18 protein-coding genes are annotated in these 17,785 nt (G+C 50.5%); 10 read left to right on the top strand and 8 right to left on the bottom strand.

Features of this window, described 5'->3' with window-relative positions; translation table 11 throughout:
- Window positions 1-105 precede the first annotated feature (105 nt).
- The 3 genes from psbU to AC286M_RS07000 all read right to left on the bottom strand — a co-directional run bounded on the left by psbU (window position 106) and on the right by AC286M_RS07000 (window position 2,743).
- A complete protein-coding gene (gene psbU / locus AC286M_RS07010; protein ID WP_488203692.1) occupies window positions 106-585 on the bottom strand; it encodes a photosystem II complex extrinsic protein PsbU in 480 nt (159 codons plus the stop codon).
- Between the two features lie 226 nt (window positions 586-811).
- The gene (locus AC286M_RS07005; RefSeq protein WP_488203691.1) at window positions 812-1,804 is read right to left on the bottom strand and encodes an FHA domain-containing protein; all 993 of its coding nucleotides are present in this window, start codon (window positions 1,802-1,804) and stop codon (window positions 812-814) included.
- Between the two features lie 216 nt (window positions 1,805-2,020).
- Window positions 2,021-2,743, bottom strand: coding sequence for a DUF3120 domain-containing protein (locus tag AC286M_RS07000; RefSeq protein ID WP_488203690.1), 723 nt, complete (start codon window positions 2,741-2,743; stop codon window positions 2,021-2,023).
- A 537-nt stretch (window positions 2,744-3,280) separates the two neighbouring features.
- Between AC286M_RS07000 and AC286M_RS06995 the strand changes: the two genes are divergently transcribed.
- The 3 genes from AC286M_RS06995 (at window position 3,281) to AC286M_RS06985 (ending at window position 5,844) form a co-directional block, all read left to right on the top strand.
- Window positions 3,281-4,195 carry an undecaprenyl-diphosphate phosphatase gene (locus tag AC286M_RS06995; protein WP_488203689.1) on the top strand — a complete coding sequence of 305 codons (915 nt, stop codon included), beginning with the start codon at window positions 3,281-3,283 and terminating at the stop codon, window positions 4,193-4,195.
- A 621-nt stretch (window positions 4,196-4,816) separates the two neighbouring features.
- Entirely contained in the window at window positions 4,817-5,158 is a 342-nt protein-coding gene (locus tag AC286M_RS06990) for a hypothetical protein (protein ID WP_488203688.1), read from the top strand.
- Window positions 5,159-5,283: 125 nt separating this feature from the next.
- Window positions 5,284-5,844 (top strand): pyridoxamine 5'-phosphate oxidase family protein, encoded by a 561-nt coding sequence (locus AC286M_RS06985; protein ID WP_488203687.1) that lies wholly within the window; start codon window positions 5,284-5,286, stop codon window positions 5,842-5,844.
- 103 nt (window positions 5,845-5,947) lie between these two features.
- Here the strand turns inward: AC286M_RS06985 and AC286M_RS06980 are convergent, their stop codons facing one another.
- Complete coding sequence (locus AC286M_RS06980) at window positions 5,948-7,420, bottom strand: AAA family ATPase (RefSeq protein ID WP_488203686.1); 1,473 nt, start codon at window positions 7,418-7,420, stop codon at window positions 5,948-5,950.
- Between the two features lie 328 nt (window positions 7,421-7,748).
- Between AC286M_RS06980 and AC286M_RS06975 the strand changes: the two genes are divergently transcribed.
- Complete coding sequence (locus AC286M_RS06975) at window positions 7,749-8,765, top strand: IS110 family RNA-guided transposase (RefSeq protein ID WP_488203685.1); 1,017 nt, start codon at window positions 7,749-7,751, stop codon at window positions 8,763-8,765.
- Between the two features lie 204 nt (window positions 8,766-8,969).
- Here the strand turns inward: AC286M_RS06975 and AC286M_RS06970 are convergent, their stop codons facing one another.
- Both AC286M_RS06970 and AC286M_RS06965 read right to left on the bottom strand, forming a co-directional pair.
- A complete protein-coding gene (locus AC286M_RS06970; RefSeq protein WP_488203684.1) occupies window positions 8,970-9,407 on the bottom strand; it encodes a VOC family protein in 438 nt (145 codons plus the stop codon).
- Entirely contained in the window at window positions 9,407-9,916 is a 510-nt protein-coding gene (locus tag AC286M_RS06965) for a TIGR02652 family protein (protein ID WP_488203683.1), read from the bottom strand. Before AC286M_RS06965 ends, AC286M_RS06970 begins: the two co-directional genes overlap by 1 nt.
- Before the next feature lie 331 nt (window positions 9,917-10,247).
- On the opposite strand from AC286M_RS06965, the gene AC286M_RS06960 reads away from it, so the two are divergent.
- Window positions 10,248-10,799: a gamma carbonic anhydrase family protein gene (locus AC286M_RS06960; protein ID WP_488203682.1), complete on the top strand. Its 552-nt coding sequence runs from the start codon at window positions 10,248-10,250 to the stop codon at window positions 10,797-10,799.
- A gap of 119 nt (window positions 10,800-10,918) precedes the next feature.
- A complete protein-coding gene (locus AC286M_RS06955; protein WP_488203681.1) occupies window positions 10,919-11,038 on the top strand; it encodes a photosystem II protein Y in 120 nt (39 codons plus the stop codon).
- Between the two features lie 291 nt (window positions 11,039-11,329).
- Here AC286M_RS06955 and AC286M_RS06950 read toward each other — a convergent pair whose 3' ends face one another.
- Window positions 11,330-11,896: a superoxide dismutase family protein gene (locus AC286M_RS06950; RefSeq protein WP_488203680.1), complete on the bottom strand. Its 567-nt coding sequence runs from the start codon at window positions 11,894-11,896 to the stop codon at window positions 11,330-11,332.
- A 416-nt stretch (window positions 11,897-12,312) separates the two neighbouring features.
- Between AC286M_RS06950 and AC286M_RS06945 the strand changes: the two genes are divergently transcribed.
- Window positions 12,313-14,100 (top strand): sodium:solute symporter family protein, encoded by a 1,788-nt coding sequence (locus tag AC286M_RS06945; protein WP_488203679.1) that lies wholly within the window; start codon window positions 12,313-12,315, stop codon window positions 14,098-14,100.
- A gap of 624 nt (window positions 14,101-14,724) precedes the next feature.
- Complete coding sequence (locus AC286M_RS06940) at window positions 14,725-16,149, top strand: isochorismate synthase (RefSeq protein ID WP_488203678.1); 1,425 nt, start codon at window positions 14,725-14,727, stop codon at window positions 16,147-16,149.
- A gap of 143 nt (window positions 16,150-16,292) precedes the next feature.
- On the opposite strand, the gene AC286M_RS06935 is transcribed toward AC286M_RS06940, so the two are convergent.
- Window positions 16,293-17,087: a cobyrinic acid a,c-diamide synthase gene (locus tag AC286M_RS06935; protein WP_488203677.1), complete on the bottom strand. Its 795-nt coding sequence runs from the start codon at window positions 17,085-17,087 to the stop codon at window positions 16,293-16,295.
- A 307-nt stretch (window positions 17,088-17,394) separates the two neighbouring features.
- Here AC286M_RS06935 and AC286M_RS06930 point away from each other — a divergent pair, with 307 nt between their 5' ends.
- On the top strand, window positions 17,395-17,571 hold the full coding sequence (locus AC286M_RS06930; RefSeq protein WP_488203676.1) for a hypothetical protein: 177 nt from the start codon (window positions 17,395-17,397) through the stop codon (window positions 17,569-17,571).
- Window positions 17,571-17,747, top strand: a complete 177-nt coding sequence (locus AC286M_RS06925; protein ID WP_488203675.1) for a hypothetical protein — start codon at window positions 17,571-17,573, stop codon at window positions 17,745-17,747. Before AC286M_RS06930 ends, AC286M_RS06925 begins: the two co-directional genes overlap by 1 nt.
- Window positions 17,748-17,785 lie beyond the last annotated feature (38 nt).

The raw sequence follows: 17,785 nt of genomic DNA, 5'->3' as shown, positions 1-17,785 counted from the left end.
CTCAAGGAGTCCGTTGTTGAACGCCCAAGCGTAACGTGGAAGGATTTAGCTCCTGTGATTGCTCTCCATATCTGAGATTACAGGCTTGCAGATTTTAATGGAACTTTACTTGTAAATTCCGTTGTTAAAGCGATCTCCGCCCTCAACCAAAGAGGTTTCTGGGTCGGTGACGAGTAGACTATCAATGTGCATTTGAATAATCTCTTTTTCGCGATCGCTCAATCCAGGAATATCAAGAACGTCTTCAACCTTTGCATAAGGAGCATTTCGAACAATTTTGCCAGCTATGTTGGGATACATACCTGGAAACTTAGTAAATGCCCGCACGTTTGAATTGTTTATGTCAACCTTCGTTCCAAACGGGTTAGTGAGTTTTTCCTCCGCCGTATTGCGAGCGACTTCCGCCAAGATCGTCGGCGCAGCTTGGAACATGACATCATTGAGTCCCGCAGCAGCGGCTGGTTGGGGCAATCCTAGCCAGGTCAGACTTCCGAAAATTAGGCTCAACGCTGCAAACAGGCCCATGAATCGTTTCATTGGCACCATACCTCCCAAAACAATCAAAAAACAGATTTTTAGATGCATCTATACACAGCATTAAATAAGAGACTACCATTTTCGCTTGTCAAAACAGCAGACTTTTACGGGATCAGGCGTGAATTCTTTGTTGAACAAATCGCTGTCCGAAATGCAGGTAGAGCCCTTGACCCCTGAGGGAGCGGATTTTACAAGGCTTTTCCCGGAGTTTGAGGGTTTGAGTTGTCAGCTCGTCACGTTCACTGACTGCCAGTGGCAGCAAGAACTAATCTGCTTAGGTTTGGTCAAGTACCGACAGAAACTTATCGAGATCTTCAAAGGTGCCCGCCCGCGTAGACATAGGGGTATCATATCCCTTCATATTGACGATATAAGCAGGAAAGAACGCTTCGTCAACCCCTTCTATGCGAGTTAGGTTTTCGTAAAATGTTTCTCCGATCGCAATGTCTAACCCCAGTTGCTTGGTTGAGGTTTCTAGGCGGAAGGCGGCATTGACGGTATCGCCCAAAGCCGTATAGTCAGGCCGATCACCGCTGCCCGTATTGCCCACCATAGCGTAGCCGGTATTGAGCCCTGCTCCAATGCGGATGGGAGCGGGGAGCGGATACATCCGATGCAGCTGACTGGTCATCTTGTGCAGGGCGCTGATGGCTCGCATGATTCGAATCGCTTCATCTTGGCTGACGCCTTGGGGGCCATGAATCCACACCGCCATCACGGCATCGCCGATGTATTTATCGACCCAACTGCCGTATTCGCGAATAATGTCTCCAGCGCGCCGGAACCAGGTGCCAATCACTTCACTGAGGACTTTCTCATCTAGCTGGCGCGTCATGATGGTGAAGCCGCGAATATCAATCACCATGACTGAAATTAAACGGCGCACGTGCAGAGAAGCGGTCGCAGTGAAATCCTGAGAGCTGCTGTCATCTGCGACTGTATTTGTATCCGTTGGTAGAGCAGGGCAGTAAAACTCAAGTTCAGTTTGGCCAAAGGTTAAGTGATCGCCGTTGCGTAACACAACCGGAACGCTCACCCGACGCCCATTGATAAACGAACCGTTTCGACTGCCCAGATCAATCAGGTAGAAATCTCCGTTTTCCATGCATTGAAGCATGGCGTGGTTGCGAGAAATCCAGCGGTCGGGCAGGACGAAATTGTTGTCATCACTACGCCCAATCGTCCAACAGTTACTACCGGCAAGCGCTAGATAACGTTTGCCGGTTTCTGTAATCAAAATTAAATGCGGAGTGAATGCTGAAGTCACGCCTAGTCGTCAAACCACAATTTTCTTAACCCTTGTCATGCATCCTGATCAGACCGCTGCCAAAAATGCAGGGGAATCCAAGCCTGATTTAGATTTGATTTAGATCAGTATACTTCCGCCTATCTTAACTTCACTCCCCTAGCTCGTCTAACTTAATTCACTTACAAGTTTATGCTCTTTAGACAAAGATTGAAGGTGGTTTGTCAGGAGTCGGCGCTATGTGGCAGCAACGGCTGCGAACCAGAATAAACCGTCAACCAAGATTGTACTGAGGACTGCACCGCTAAATGCCCACCAGTGGGGACGGCGACCTTGAAGTGCGATCGCACCCACGCTGAGCAATAAGCCAATTAAAATAGCCGCCCAACCGATGCCCCAAGGGGTATGAACATTAGCCAGTGCATCCTGAAAAACAGGCTGCACCATATTCGGTTCCACCTGCATGAGCTGTCGCCATTGGGGAATGACATTAACAATGTAGAAATAAATGTCGGTTAGCGTAGTGCCAAATAGCGACCCCAGATAAAAGTAACTGCCTACTTTCAACCGAGGATGTCCGATGCCCCAAAGCGCAAATGGTAAACCAATCGCCTCAATCGGTAGATGGAGCGTCGGTTCCCATCTCAACCAGCCCCAGTAGATTGAACCCGCTAACCAGGTCCAGGCAAATCCCAGCAGCAGATCGCCCCAGGTTCGCTGAAACGGGCGATTGAGAAATGCAAGGCTGAGCCCAATCCAAATCCCGGTGAAAATAACGCTAATCCAAGGTGATGTCCGCACCAGCGGGGCTTGGATAAATACAGGCACTGTGACCAAAAAACTGGCAGCAGCAAAAACTCGAACGCTTTGACTGAGGCCAAAGCGGCTAGCAAGCTCTAGTGCCCAGTTGCCCAGGCGAGCCGAGTAATCGATTGAGGTTTGGCGTGAGTAGGAAGACAATTTAAGATTAAATTTGGTTCATGATTTGTAACAATATAGCACAGACATATCCCCCAGGGGGGTATCCCTAAGGAGGAATTATGGCGCGAATCTATACAATGCTCAATCCCTAGATATGCCTAATCTTTGGGCTGTCTCATCTATCGGCCTAAAGGTATTTTCAGGATGAAGGTAGCGATCAGGTAGCTTATTGCAATCTGTAAACGACATCGGCGCATCAACACGACTGAAACTACCGAAAATAGCCTTTGTATATACTGTTCAGCTCATCTAGCTCTAAATGAGTCGCTTGTAAGTGCTGCCAATGGGCTGTTGCGCTGAGCTGATCCTGGATTTTAAGTTTCTTTAAAGCTTTAGTTCCTTCGACATAGGAAGCATAAAGGGTACATCTGATGTTTTCTGGCACACTTGGGGCATTGTGTCAGTGCAGCTATGATGGCTTAGATTGCTTACGATGCTGAGTGCCGAGAGAAACGATCGAGCGGTAGATTCATGCTCAAGTTGGTTATTGTTTAGTCTGGCGGACGGTTCAAACGGATGGAATTCATGTATTTCATGCCAATGGCAGGTATGGTTGCTGAAGTGGGTCAGGCTGCTGAGCAAGCTGCCGGAGAAATTACCATGTTTCAGGCCATTGTGATTGGCTTAGTTCAGGGACTAACCGAATTCTTGCCCATTAGCAGTACAGCGCACATTAAGGCGGTTCCGGTTTTGCTGGGCTGGGGAGATCCGGGCGTGGCGCTCACTGCGGTGATGCAGCTCGGCAGTATTGCTGCTATTCTCTGGTATTTCTGGACAGACTTGACTCAAGTCGTCAATGGCATGGTCAGAGCGGTTGCCAAACGAGACTATCGATCAACCGACTTTCGGGTTGGTCTAGGTATCTTGTTGGGGACGGTGCCCATTGTCGTTTTTGGGCTGTTGCTGAAGATTTTGGTTCCTAATCTCGATGAGTCGCCGATTCGCAGTATGGGTGCGATCGCAGTTGCCTCAATCGTGATGGCACTCTTACTCGGCGTTGCTGAGATGGTTGGGCAGCGCAAGCGTGATTTTCAGGCGTTGACCATGCGTGATGGCATCATTGTTGGTTTGGCGCAAGCGTTGGCCCTCATGCCAGGAGTTTCCCGCTCCGGTTCAACGCTGACAGCTGGTTTGTTCTTTGGTTTAGAGCGCTCCACAGCAGCCCGATTTTCTTTTTTGCTGGGTATTCCTGCCATTACCCTGGCTGGTTTAGTTGAGTTACCCACGCTATTCAATACCAGTTTGGATATTATTGACCCGCTGCCGCTAGCCGCTGGATTAATTGCCGCATTGGTTTCGTCCTATCTAGCGATCGCATGGTTGATTAAGTTTCTACAGCGTCACAGCACTTGGGTATTTGTCTGGTATCGACTCGCATTTGGTGTGGTGATTTTAGGTGCGATCGCAGGCCAGTGGTTGCAAAATGTCTAACACCGGACTCGGTTGACCTCAAATCAACCTTAGGATAGAGCGCCAGCTTAAAAACTCAAAACGGTCATTTTGCCGCCACGATGAGCAAAATGACCGTTTCCATTTTGAGTTTAAATGTGAGTAAATAAATACCAGACTATGTACGATTTGGCAGTTTTTTCAAAATTCACTTAGGCTAGTACTAGTGGAAGTACGGAAAAATTAGTCTCCCTGTTGATTTTAATTTCAGTAGTTCCGTCTACGCACCATAGGGCTTCGCATCTACAATAACCTGTTGATACTGTTTTTGCTGTTTTTATCGCATGAGTTGCAGCTAAATAAAGCTGGGTATGAAAGCTGAGTACGGAAGGTACTTTGGCTTAGCTCAATGCGGCAAAGTGCTGAAAACCAGTAAAACGAAGTTTAGAATTCTTGAGATTCGGCTGAAATAAATAGAGTGGGTCTTGAACTCAGCCCACCAGAGCTGCTTAACAGTGGTTCTCTTTGGGCAACTTCACGCTTGGAGTTGTCTAGGTTGGCAACCCATCAACTTAGGAATAAACCTGTGATGGACAGGGTACGCCTGTTTGGTCTTGGTTCTACCGTGAGTTGAATGCAGTTTCTACCCGTGGAGCGTATTCTATGTATCCTCCCTCTGTTCACGAGGAACAAGACACTTTCGTTCAAGAGCTGATTGAATTCAGTACTCAAGCTGCAACAAAGAAACGATCTCAATCATCGGTGTCCTGGGCACGCCAGGAGACAGAATTGCGATCGCAATCTTGGCTACCCAAATCCTATGAACTCGAGCATGCGGCTCCATTGATGCCGCTGAGGGAGCGCGATATAGAGGCGCTATCAGACTATTTTGACCACGAGCACATTCAGGAAATTGAAGCGGATGTGATTCGCAACTTGCTCATTCGCTGGCCGGAACCTTGCTGGGAAGACGAGCCGCTGGATTTTCTGCGTGACTATCTTTAAGAGGTTGCCGAGGAGCAGACACATTGGGACAGGCTTCGGTAGGAGTAGGTTTCGTTACCGGAAGTGAACGCTATAATTGACGAGCTTCAAGCCGTCATCCTGCTCGTACGACACGTTTCAACCCAATGGCAAAGTTTTACACCGAACTCAATTCCGACCTGCAAAAGTTTATTGCCAAGCAGCATATGTTCTTCACGGCCACAGCACCTCGCGATGGTCGGATTAACTTGTCGCCGAAAGGCATTAATACCTTTCGCTGCTTGGACAGTCAGACGGTGGCCTATCTGGATTTGACGGGCAGCGGCAATGAAACGGCGGCCCATCTACATGAAAATGGGCGGCTGACGATTATGTTTTGTAGCTTTACCAAAAAGCCGCTGATTCTGAGATTGTATGGCACGGGTCGCGTCGTTTCGCCAAGCAGTCCCGATTGGGACGAGATGCTACAGCACTTTGAACAGGTGCCTGGCATTCGGCAGATCATCGTGCAGAATGTTGAGTCGGCTCAGACCTCCTGTGGCTATGGTGTGCCGCTTTATGAGTTTCAGCAGGAGCGCGAAACCTTGGTTGAGTGGGCAGAGAAAAAGGGCGATTCTGGCATTCAGCAATACTGGAAAAACAAGAACCAAACTAGCATTGATGGCCTGCCGACCTACGTTCTGGAAAATAGCGATCTGCAGAAGTAATTGACGGGTAATCAACCTGAAATCGCCTGTAGGGGCGGGTTTGGCTATCAAGTTAGGGCTCAAATCAAAATTAGTCAACGAAACCCGACCCACGATGGGATGTTTAGCGCTGGCGGTAGCGATGGCCATGCTGTTGGAGAGCCTGCTGAACGTGCTGCCATTGGATAACAGATTGATCAAGCTGGGCAAGTGCGATCGCACTTTGGGCGACGGTCTGAATTTCACCTGCCGTTAGCTTGACTTTGCGCGCTAAATTTGACCAGTCAAAATTTGCGTCAACCTCAGCGTCAGACAAGTACCGCTGCCACAGCGCCTGGCGAGCGGCGGTATCGGGTAGACATAATTGCAGCACTTGATCAAACTGCTGTCGCCAAGTGGGTCTAATACTTTGCAGAAAATGAGTAGTCAGAATCGTGATGCCTGCTGTTTGCTGACGCTGAGTTAACCATCGGTTCAGCAAAGCAGAATCGATCGGCTCGGACTCAATTGCCGCTCCCTGCCGTTGTTGATAGTTCACCGATTGAGACGACTGGCGACCAAACCAGAGGTGAGATGAGTCGATGGTGAGGACTGGAGCCGTTTGGAAGTCGGCATCCTGCAAAAGCTGCTGCTGTTCAGTAACCGATAACGCAGCCAGATCGACCTGCCACAGCGGTTGCTGATGTTCATTGGCAAGGGCTTCTGCGATCGCAGTTTTGCCGCTGCCGGATTGGCCAGTGAGCAGCAGAATCCGACCCGTTTGAGTTGCAGAGTTTTCAGAATTGAGCACAGAGGCTTGCGATCGCACCTGCGCGACTAGCTCGGCTGGCAGCACCAAATCTTGCCACTGAGTTGTTGGCACGATGGCTGGCGGACTCGGCAGTAACTTGTGTCCTAGCAGACTGCGAATATGCTCGACTTTTGGCGGATCGGCAATTAAATAGTTTACCCAGTCGGGAGCCAGCTTCAGCCGATAGTTGAGCAGCGCTTCCTCAGCGTCACAGCAAAACTCTAAAATGCCCTGTCGCAGCAGCGGCGAGTCCAATGAGAGCTGCATCCGGGCGGTTCGCCACTCTTGGTCATTGCGACAGAGCAGCCGCAGGGCCAGATCCACCGTTGGTAATTCATAGCCACAGTTGCGGCCAATCGATTGCAGAGACTGATACAGCTTGGCGTAGCGCTGATTAATCTCCGGTGCGATCGCCATTAGCACCATATTTTTTTCAAACTGGCTCAGTCCCAGTTGATCGCGCAGCAGTGGCAAACCCAGAAGAACACCTTGTTGATAACTGGCCTGAATGCGGGCTTCCAATTGCTGGTGATAGCTGAGCTTACTGGTGCTGCTGACAACGGCAGTCTGAATCATAGCCTGCTTCGCTGGCGTCTCATCGTAAGCAGGTTTCTGGTCAAAGGTGACTAAGCCCTGCCACCAGTGACTCGTGGCTTTGTCGGCCTGGTTTCTGGACAGTCGATTGACGACTTTATCGTCTTGTCGCCGCCGTGCGATCGCAAGCACCAGCAATTTTTCTAGCCACTGAAGCTCGGTCTTCAAATACGTCCAATTATCGCTAAACGGTGTCGCCGGACTGCCTGACATGCAATTCTCTCGCTGAATGTTGATCCGTTGGATGAGCTATAGGGATACGCCTCGTTGTAAGGGCGGGTTTCGTTGATCAGTTTTAATGTGAAACCAAAATTTACTGGCTAAACCCGCCCCTTGTATGTGAGGGAAGATAAAAGACAAGGAAACCCCAGACGAAGTAGTGACTCTGGACCCGCCCCTGAGCGAATAGCTCGCGAGGTAGATTATAGTAGCCTGCGATGGAGTTTTCCTTGTCTCTTCCCTGCTTATCGACGAATCTGAACCCAGTATCAAGGGGACTGTCAGTAGAACAGCCACCCCGCATTGAACAAGGACAGTATCGTTGGATGGAGGGTTAACGGTTGAGGAACGAGTGATGAATCAGACTGGCTTGCCGATTCTCGGCATTGACGTGAGCAAAGCGAAATTGCATGTGGCCCTGCAAGTGGATGGTCAGCATCGGCCTAAACGCAAAGTGGTGACCAACAATCTAGCGGGCTACCAGCAGTTGAGTGAGTGGTTGGAGCGACAAGGAATTGAGCGGGTGCATGGTTGCCTGGAAGCGACCAACACCTATGGACAGGGAGTGGCGACCTACCTGTATGAGCAAGGCCATCAAGTGAGCATCATCAACCCCCTGTGCGTCAGTGGGTTTGCCCAGAGTGAATTGCAACGCAGCAAAACCGATGGAGCTGATGCCGCTCTGATTGCTCAGTTTGGCTGGCAAAAGCGTCCGGCCCCGTGGACACCACCGCCCGCTGAACTGGAGCAGTTGCAAGCGCTGAGTCGTCGCTTAGAAGACCTGCAGCAGATGATCACTCAGGAACGCAATCGGCTCGATACGGTGCATGAGGCGCTGCGCGAGGAGATTAAGTCTCATCTGCGCTTTCTCCATCAACAGGTCGATGCCCTAAAAAAGTCTATCCAGGAGCATCTTCAGCGCCACCCAGCGCTGGCCGCTGAGGTGAAACGCTTAGAGACCATTGTAGGCATTGGGGCTCTCTCTGCAGCCTGTATTCGAGCTGAAATTGGTTCGCTTGAGCGCTTTCGTTCTGCTCGGCAACTCGCTGCTTTCAGTGGCCTTACTCCTCAAGAGCATCAGTCTGGCACCTCCGTGTGTGGCAAGGTGCGCCTCTCTAAACTGGGCAATGCTCACTTGCGCCATCACCTCTATTTCCCCGCTTTAGTTGCGATTCGTCGCTCCACAGCGATCGCACACTGGCGCTCTGAGCTTCTCGCTCGCGGTAAAACCAAGATGCAAGTCGTCGGCGCGGTCATGCACAAACTGCTTCGCATCTGTTTTGCTGTTCTCAAGTCGGGCCAATCCTTTGACCCAGCTTTGCTGGGCCAACGTTCTTGACTTCAGCTAGACAAAACAGTATCTACGGGATATTTGGGGGGGTACAGGATGCTCTACTGAACAATTTGTCCCGTTGTAAGGGCAGGTTTTGTTGATCAGTTTGATTTGCGATCGCACGTTATCAGCTAAACCCGCCCCTACAGGATGTTTTAGGTTAGATATCTTGTACTTTTAGGATGCCCTCCAAACGGTAACGCTGGCGCACTACTTCATGACTCGAATTAATTCCAATGGCAGGCCATCCGAGTCGGCAATAAAAGCCACCTCATAAACATGTTCCCCGATCATTTGCTGGGTTGGTTGGAGAAGAACGTGCAGCGGTTTGACCTGCTCCGGCTGTTCTTGAGCGGCTTGCTGAAATTTAACAATCAGTTGATCGACCCATTGGGGTAAATCGTCCGTAATCTGCGTCAGGTCAAAGGACGGATGATAGTAGCCTGTGTAGTGTTCATCACTGAAGGCATCAGCGGCAGGACGCGGTTCTGGCACCTGGATCAGCTCGATGCGACCGCCTAGCCCTTCCATCCAGCAGGCGAGCGTCATGCCCGTCGTGAATCGCTCATTCACCTCAAAGCCGAGCTGTTCATAAAATGCGATCGCACGATGAATATCAGCGGTGCGAATCGAAACGTGGTGCAACATTATTCAAACAACCGAAAATACGGATAGCGCACTGGCGCACCCGGTTCTTTTTCCAAATCAAAATTAATTACGTCCCAGCAGGGTTCCTCTTGAGGATCGGGGCTGAACTCGACGGGCAGACCGTAGAGCTTGGGTTTAGTGGTATCGATTTGGCCCCGCCACGGCGCGCTGCGCTCTAGATAGGCTTGAATCAAATCCCGATAGCGCTTGGCGATGATAATCCGGGTGGCTCGATAGCCCTGGGTATAAAGCCGATCGAGCGCTTCGTGAATCTCAAACCGAATGCCGTCTGGATGGGTGTGCTGGCGATACCAGTCTTCATCCCAGCGTCGCCAGTGACGACCAGACTGCAAATGCACCAGCTCGCCAGTTTTCGGATTGGCCTCAAACGCGCCATGCCGCTGACATAAATACGTGTCCGTCAGCGTCAGCGCAGGAATTGTCTGACGACAGTGCGGACATTGAATTTCAGGCCCAAAAATTGGGTACTGGAGAGCAGAATTACTCATTGAAATCTCTAAATTCGGATCAGACGAACCGGCAACGAGAGCAAAACCCACCGATCTTGCGCTCAGAATCGATGAGGCTCGGTGGCTTTATTATAACGGGGACGCTCTGCTCCTCAGGGATTCCTCAGCATCGTATCATTGCAGCTAACCGGAGATTTCAAGAGATCCGCTGAAAATCAAGAATTATTTGAGGATTAGTCTCACATCTTGCACTAAAACCCAGAAGGGTTGTTTTGTCGCCGCATCGCCGCGGCAAAACAACCTCTTCGGGTTTTCAAAGTGCAAGGTGCAAGATGTGAGTTAGTGAGATTCAGGTGTGGAGAAAACTGTCATGACAGACTATTGGCCGAAACCGGATACATCTGCGGCGGCATTTGTGGCTGAGAATGCCACGGTCGTGGGCCAAGTTGCGATCGCAGAGGGAGCCAGCATTTGGTATGGAGCCGTTGTGCGTGGCGATGTGGAAGCGATTCACATTGGTAAAGCCACTAACGTGCAAGACGGTGCAATCCTGCACGGCGATCCGGGTCAGCCTACCGTTTTAGAAGAGTATGTAACGATTGGTCACCGCGCAGTTGTCCACAGCGCCCATATCGAGCGGGGCAGCATGGTGGGCATTGGTGCCGTGGTGCTGAATGGCGTACGAGTCGGGGCAGGCAGCATCATCGGCGCAGGTGCGGTTGTGACCAAAGACGTTCCGCCCCAGTCCCTGGTTGTCGGCATCCCCGGTAAAGTTCTGCGTCAACTTTCCTTAGAAGAAGCGACAGATCTGATTCATCACGCGGAGAAATATGAGAAATTAGCGCGAGTCCATGCTGGTCAAGACAGCGATCTTGGATTTTTGCCGCCCGATGTGTCACCAGCCGGAAGCTCTGAAAAGTAAGTTTTTTGGTTGATACAGCCAGATCATTTTGGCTTGGGGCATTTCCAAAATGCTTTAAATAAGCTAAAACTAAAAGTATGAGAACTGTTTAAGAAACTTATAGGGAGGAATCTTTAGCAATGGACTGGCGTGTCATAGTTGTCTTTGCTCCACTCCTACTAGCTCTCGGCTGGGTAGCTTATAACATTGGTCAGGCTGCTATTCAGCAAGCTAAGACCTTCTGGGATAAAGAAGCCTAACGAACTGGTTTGTAACCATCGATATTACGTTAATCAATCAATGCTCATAAGAGTCGGCGGCTCCCACGGGGAAGCCGCCGATTTTATTCTTTAAGCCAGAATGATAGAGGGCTACGTGCGTTCACATTTGGCATAGCCGTATGATCCCCCGCTGTCGCCGCCCCCTTAAAAAAGGGGCTATTTCAACTCTGGCTCAAAGTTCCCTTTTTCTAGGCGAAGCCATGCCCGAAGGGCTATAGGGGGATCTATGCAGAGCGTTGCGTTAAGCAAGTACGCCTCTCATTTCGGTGCTTAGTTAACAGTGTGAATGATGCCGCAGCCGATGCGTCCGCCTGCATGGCCTGTGGGTTGACCAAAATCATCCGGCTGAGCATGAACGATGACCGCTCGATCTGCGATCGCATATTTCCCTTCGTTCAGCGCCAATCCAGGAACGGTCACATCGAGCATTCCTTCGCCACTATCGGCAATTTCGATGTTGCCCAAGTCCCCCGCATGGGCATTCTCAAATCCGTCTTGCACCAGTAAGCCGTGCTGCACGTTATCGGGGTTGAAGTGTCCGCCCGCCGCGCTGCCGCCTTCGTCGCAACTGCCGTTTTCGTGAATGTGAAATCCATGTTTTCCAGGCAGCGTACCCGCTACGCCCGCTTCGATTTTCAGTCCCGCAGTGGTTTCATAGAAGCGCACATCGCCAATTACAGTAGAGCTGTCGTCCGTCGTGCCCAGAAGCACCGCCTCAGCCGAATGGCTCATTTCATCTGCTAGTGCGGCAGGCGAGACCAAGATCGAGATCGCAGCAAAGAGGCCAAAGCTGAGTGCGATCGCAATTTTTACCCAGCCAGAAAACATTGATTTCATGGGAATACCCCCAGAATACAAACTGTTTTTATCCTATCCGGATCTATTTGCTCGGCGAGCCTATCGAGAGAGAGAGGGTGAGGCGAGAGGAGTGAGGCGAGAGGAGTTTTGAATGTTGAGTTTTGAATGTTGAGTTTTAAGTTTTGAGCGGTAGGTCATGGAGTAATCGGGTGATGCGGCGTTTCGCTGCGCCCAACATACCCAAGACGCCCTTACGCCTCACGCTTTGAATTTCTCAACACCTTCCCCCATAAATTCAGCCATGATGCGATGATGACTGCTAGCAATAAGTAGCTGCATATAAATAAACGCATCTAAAAACCGGGGGAGCGCCCCTTAGGGGCGCTCCCCCGGTTTTTAGATATGCATTTATTTATGCCAACCTACTTAACGGTCTTGGAACACGTTCGAAAACTATGCTGCTGATTGATTGGCTGATTGTCCTGCTCTACCTAGTGTTTACCTTGGCTTTGGGGTTATTCCTGTCGCGCAAAGCATCCGGGAGCCTAGTGGATTTCTTTGTCTCCGGGCGATCGCTGCCCTGGTGGTTAGCAGGTACGAGTATGGCCGCGACCACGTTTTCGATTGACACGCCGCTGTATATTGCAGGCGTTGTCGGCACACGCGGCATTGCAGGCAACTGGGAATGGTGGAGTTTTGCCATTGCCCATGTGTTTATGATTTACGTGTTCTCGCGGCTGTGGCGGCGCTCGGAAGTGTTGACGGATGCGGAGCTAACGGAACTGCGCTATGGCGGCAAAATGGCGGCAGTTCTGCGGGGAACGAAAGCGTTTCTATTTGCCGTGCCCATCAACTGTATTGGCATTGGCTACGCCATGCTGGCCATGGTGAAAGTGGTGGATGCGCTGCAGCTTTGGCAGAGTTTGGGCTTCAATCCGGGTGAGAGCGGCAAGATCTGGAGCGTGATTGGGGTCAGCGTTCTCGTGCTGCTCTACTCTGGCTTTTCCGGCCTTTGGGGCGTGGTGGCGACCGACTTTTTTCAGTTTTTCCTGGCGCTGTTTGGCGCAATCGTAGTTGCGATCGCAGCCGTCAGCAGCGTGGGCGGCATTCGTCCCCTAGTCGAACAGGCTCAAGCATTCACCGAGCAGGACGCGCTCTCGTTTTTACCGTTTAATGTCAGTGCTGGGGGAATTCAGTGGAGCGAGGCCGCAGGCATCAGCGTCAGCACCTTTTTTGCCTACATCTTTATTCAGTGGTGGGCGTTTCGGCGCAGTGATGGTGGTGGGGAATTCATTCAGCGCATGATTGCTGCCAAAGACGAAGCAGAAGCCGAAAAGTCGGCCTGGTTTTTCAATATTCTGCACTACGTAATCCGCACCTGGCCGTGGATTCTGGTGGCGCTGGTTGCGATTGTGGTTTATCCCGATTTGCCGGATCGCGAACTAGGCTATCCGCTGCTGATGGCTGATTTTTTACCGCCAGTTTTGCTGGGCATCGTCGTTGCCTCGCTGATTGCGGCGTTTATGAGTACGGTATCGACGCTGATCAACTGGGGTGCGTCCTACTTAACGAACGACCTTTATGCTCGCTTCATGCGACCGAATGCTAGTCAAGCGGAACTGGTGTTATCGGGCCGGATCGCGTCGGTGATTGTGACGGTGATTGGTGCGATCGCAGCTTTCACCGCACAGGATGTCGCCACTGTGTTTCGTCTGGTGATTGCGATCGGCACTGGCCCCGGCATTGTGCTAATTCTGCGCTGGTTCTGGTGGCGAATTAATGCAGCGGCAGAACTGGCGGCAATGCTAGGCGGCTTTGTCGTTGGCCTAATCACCAGCGTTGTCCCTCTGCTCACCATTGAGGATTTCGGCTTGCGGTTACTGGTCACTTCAGTCATCACAGCCATTGTCTGGATTGTCGCTATGGTGATCTCCCCACCTGAAAGTGACGCAACACTGGATCGGTTCTACAGCAAAGTGCGTCCCCCCGGCCCCGGTTGGAACCGTCAACGCGCTCGAACGGGTATCGCGCCCGCTCAAGATTTAGGTCTAAACATTCTGCAATCAATTGCGGCACTGATGCTGCTGTTTGGCGCGATGTTTGCCATTGGTGGTTTCTTGCTGCTGCAATCGCTCACGGGCTGGATCTGGCTGATCATTGCCGTGATTGGTGGCTGGTGGCTGCGACAGTTGAATCGACCCCGCATTGCACCGATGCCGCGTCCGGGGCTGGATGACGAATAAGAGCGTGAGGCATTTTGAACGTTTTCAGCGTTTCCGGATGTTCTAATCGATGTTCTAATCAAGGTGGCTACTGCTATAGAAGGGAGACTAATCGGCAGACAAAGTGTGCCGGAGGATTAGTCCTTGATACGCACCGGATTGAACAGCCTCACTTCATGTCTCTACCGATGTCGATCAGGCTGGCTGTTTCTAAGCAGGGTGAATCTTTTCTGCACCTGCTGCTGAGCCAGTGCAGCAACTGGGCAAGCTGTTCTATCTCTGCTGCATGAACGAGACTTGCTCTGTTGCTCATTCTTCTTGGGCAGTGCCACATGACAGCGAGACTTGCGGTTGGGGATGCCGAGAGCATGCTTGACTCAAGCGAACTGTTTTCCTTAATTGCTTACTCAATCCATACTCAGTCCATCTCCTCAAGTTTGGGTTTCTTGAGTTAACGGTGCTGTTCTGCTTGAAGTCCAAAGTTTAGTTAACAACTGAATTGAGTCTGTCCCCTGATATGAATAAAGATCTTTTCAGGCTGTTTCATGTGTGTACACATAATCAACCAAATTCAGGGATAAGATCGCTGAACAAATCGAAGTTCTTCATTAATAAAAATAAACAAAAAGTATTATTTATTTACCCATGACCGTCATTCCCCACCGTTCTGAGCTGTTTCAGTCATGTCAAGAGGTCTATCGATTTTTAACCTTCTGCCAGCAGCAGTCAATTCGGGATCAGCATCCGAAAATTGCTAGCCTCACAACTGAAATTGGGATGATTGATCCGCTCGTTGTGCTGCATCATTTTGCTCGTACGGATCAGCTGCATTTCTATTTTGAAAACCCGCATAAACAGGAGGCAGTGGTAGCGATCGATGCAGCGGTTTGTCACGTTAGTCAGATGGGAGTGATGCATCGTTTTAGTCAGGCAAAGCAGTTTGTCCAAGAGGCTGCTCCCCATATTGTTTCCCACGCTTCAGAAACACTGCCGATCCGTAGTCCCCGCTTTTTCGGTGGATTTACCTTTTTTGCCAATAGCCACCAGGTGCAGTCGATCTTTCCGGCGGCAACGCTGTTTCTGCCTCGATGGCAAATTGTTCGCCATCAAGATACTGGCATCCTGGTTGCTAATGCAGCTGTTAGCGCCAGTGTAGATATTGCAGATCTAGCCGAATCCATTTGGCATCAGTGGCAGCAGATTCAGCGGATCGCGACGCGAAAAATTCCGACTGTGGTTCGACAGCCGCATCCCATCCAAAAGCCTATAGCTTCAACTCAGTGCTTTAAGCAGTCCGTGCGGTCTGCGATCGCAACTATTGAAGCCCAGGATTTGCACAAAATCGTTCTAGCTCACGCAGTGGACGTGACGGCTAAGCAGCCTTTTAGTCCAACGCGGTCTTTGCAAAATTTGCGGCAGCACTATCCCGGTTGTTACATCTTTTCTATGAGTAGCGGTAAAGGCCACAGCTTTATTGGGGCCAGCCCAGAACGGTTGATTAGCGTCCATCATGGCGAGTTAGTGACCGATGCGCTAGCGGGTTCAGCGCCTCGGAGCAAATCGGCAGAAACCGACAGTGCGATCGCAACTCACCTGCGGCTGAGTGAAAAAGAGCGCCACGAACATCGGGTAGTTGTCGATTTTATTACTCAAAAGCTAACGGAAATAGGACTACAGCCTCTTTCTGCAGCAGTCCCATGCTTGCTGCGCTTGTCTAACATTCAGCATTTGCATACGCCGATTCGGGCGAAGCTGCCTGCGACCGTGCATCCGCTGGATATTCTGAAGCGTTTGCACCCAACGCCCGCTGTAGCTGGAGTACCACGCCGTCACGCCTGCCGCGAAATCCGCAAATATGAAGCTTTTGAACGCGATCTCTATGCGGCTCCTCTGGGTTGGCTTGATCCACAGGGCAACTGTGAATTTATTGTCGGGATTCGCTCAGCTTTAATCGAAGCGAATCAGGCGCGACTGTATGCGGGTGCCGGTATCGTAGCGGGTTCAGACCCAGAACGAGAACTAGCCGAAATTCAGCTTAAGCTATCGACGCTGCTCAACACTCTTGTCTAAGGGAGGCTTCTAAGGAAGGCTCCTAAGGGAGGCTGGCTTCATCTGCTTGTTTCCGGAGGCTAGCTGTATCTGTGTAAGCTGTGTCTGTATAAACTGTGTAGGTATCCTATTCAAAAAGTTGAGAATCCAAGTTAGAGATAAAGTTAGGGGTTGAAAATTGCCTCTTGCGGCTCATCTGCAAAGATCAAGTCATAGTCAAACTGAAACGAGCTGTGGTGCCGAATCAGCGAAAAGCCCAAATGGGTTACAATCTCAGCCGTAAAGGTCGCCATCATCAGTTCTACTAATTTGCGTTCCGGAATCAGCGGGCACTGCACAAAGTACTCCCGTCGGGCAAAAAATTGCTTTTCATTACGGGGCACAATAATTCGATTGATGCGGTGGGCATGTTGAATCGGGCGAATAAAGAGCTGAATGAACTCTTCCTGGTTGCGCTGGAGCCGATAGAGCCGTTCGTGCTGCAGCCAGCTCATGCGAAACATCATTTTGATCAGTTCCGCCCCTAAAATGTAGTTGAACACATTGTTGCGCTCGGTGCTGTCCGTGACGAGTCGCAGCGCAGATTCGAGATAGCGATTGGGCTGTGTTCGCGTATCCTGCGCCGAATGGATATAAAACTGCCGAATATACTGTCTCAAAACTTTTTCATCAATCTGCGTGTCGATGTGGAATTCTTGAAGATAGTCCATCACGCGCTGTTTGGTGTCGCGATCTTCTAGTAGCTTCGATACCAAACCATCAGCGGTGTAATCGTCCAGAAATTCCGCCTGTACCTCGGGAGGCGTTGCAGAAAGCAGGTAGCACAGTGAGAGGACATAGCGGCGTTTTTCCCACGGCAAACTTTCCACCCACTGGCGTGCTTCTGGCGGTAGCGTATCCAATAGGCTTCTTAAGCTGGTAAATTTCTTACGGGGAAGTTGAGGGAGTGGCTGATCCATAAATCATCAACTGTAAGCATCTACCGTTCGATCTGCCCTTAGTTTTCCCAGAAAGAGGGAAAAATTTGAGACTAGCGATGCGATCTTTGTTCAGTCATCTCTAGCCTGCTGCCATCGATTAAACGGTGGTGTAAGCGGTTGTCCATTTCAGCCAGGATTCTTCTGGGATTCCATTCTTGTATCACATGCCAGTTCCCCAATTGTGTTGAAACTGGGCTAATTCAAACTCAGGATCGAAACACTGCACAAGCTGTACAATGAGCTGCCGATTAGAGCAGACTCCATCCATGTTGATTAACGTTGTGATATGAACCTTGCCATTCGAATTTTGCTGTCGATTCTTGCCGTTATGCTGGTCATAGCGGCGGTTGTTATGCTGTTAAAAGGCTTTGGCATACTGCCTAATATTCCAGAGCACGTTCTTTGGGCACTACTGCTGTTGGCAGTTGGCGTCGGCATTATGGGAGGATTGAAAGGAGCGTGATGAGAGCCTACAGACCCGAAACAACCGCCATGATAATTGCGATCGCACTTACCGTAATTATCTGGATACTGCGTGGATTTGGCATTTTGTCCTTTCTGCCAGGCGGCATATTATGGTTGCTCATCTTCACAACAGCTGGACTAATCACCTTCAACTTGCTGCGCTGGTCCGAGTAGCTCCCTTCCTTCTTCTGCTCCTCTTCTTCTTTGCAACT

Source organism: Thainema salinarum CENA647 (assembly GCF_057732415.1).
This window is presented reverse-complemented; position numbering and strand designations above follow the sequence as displayed.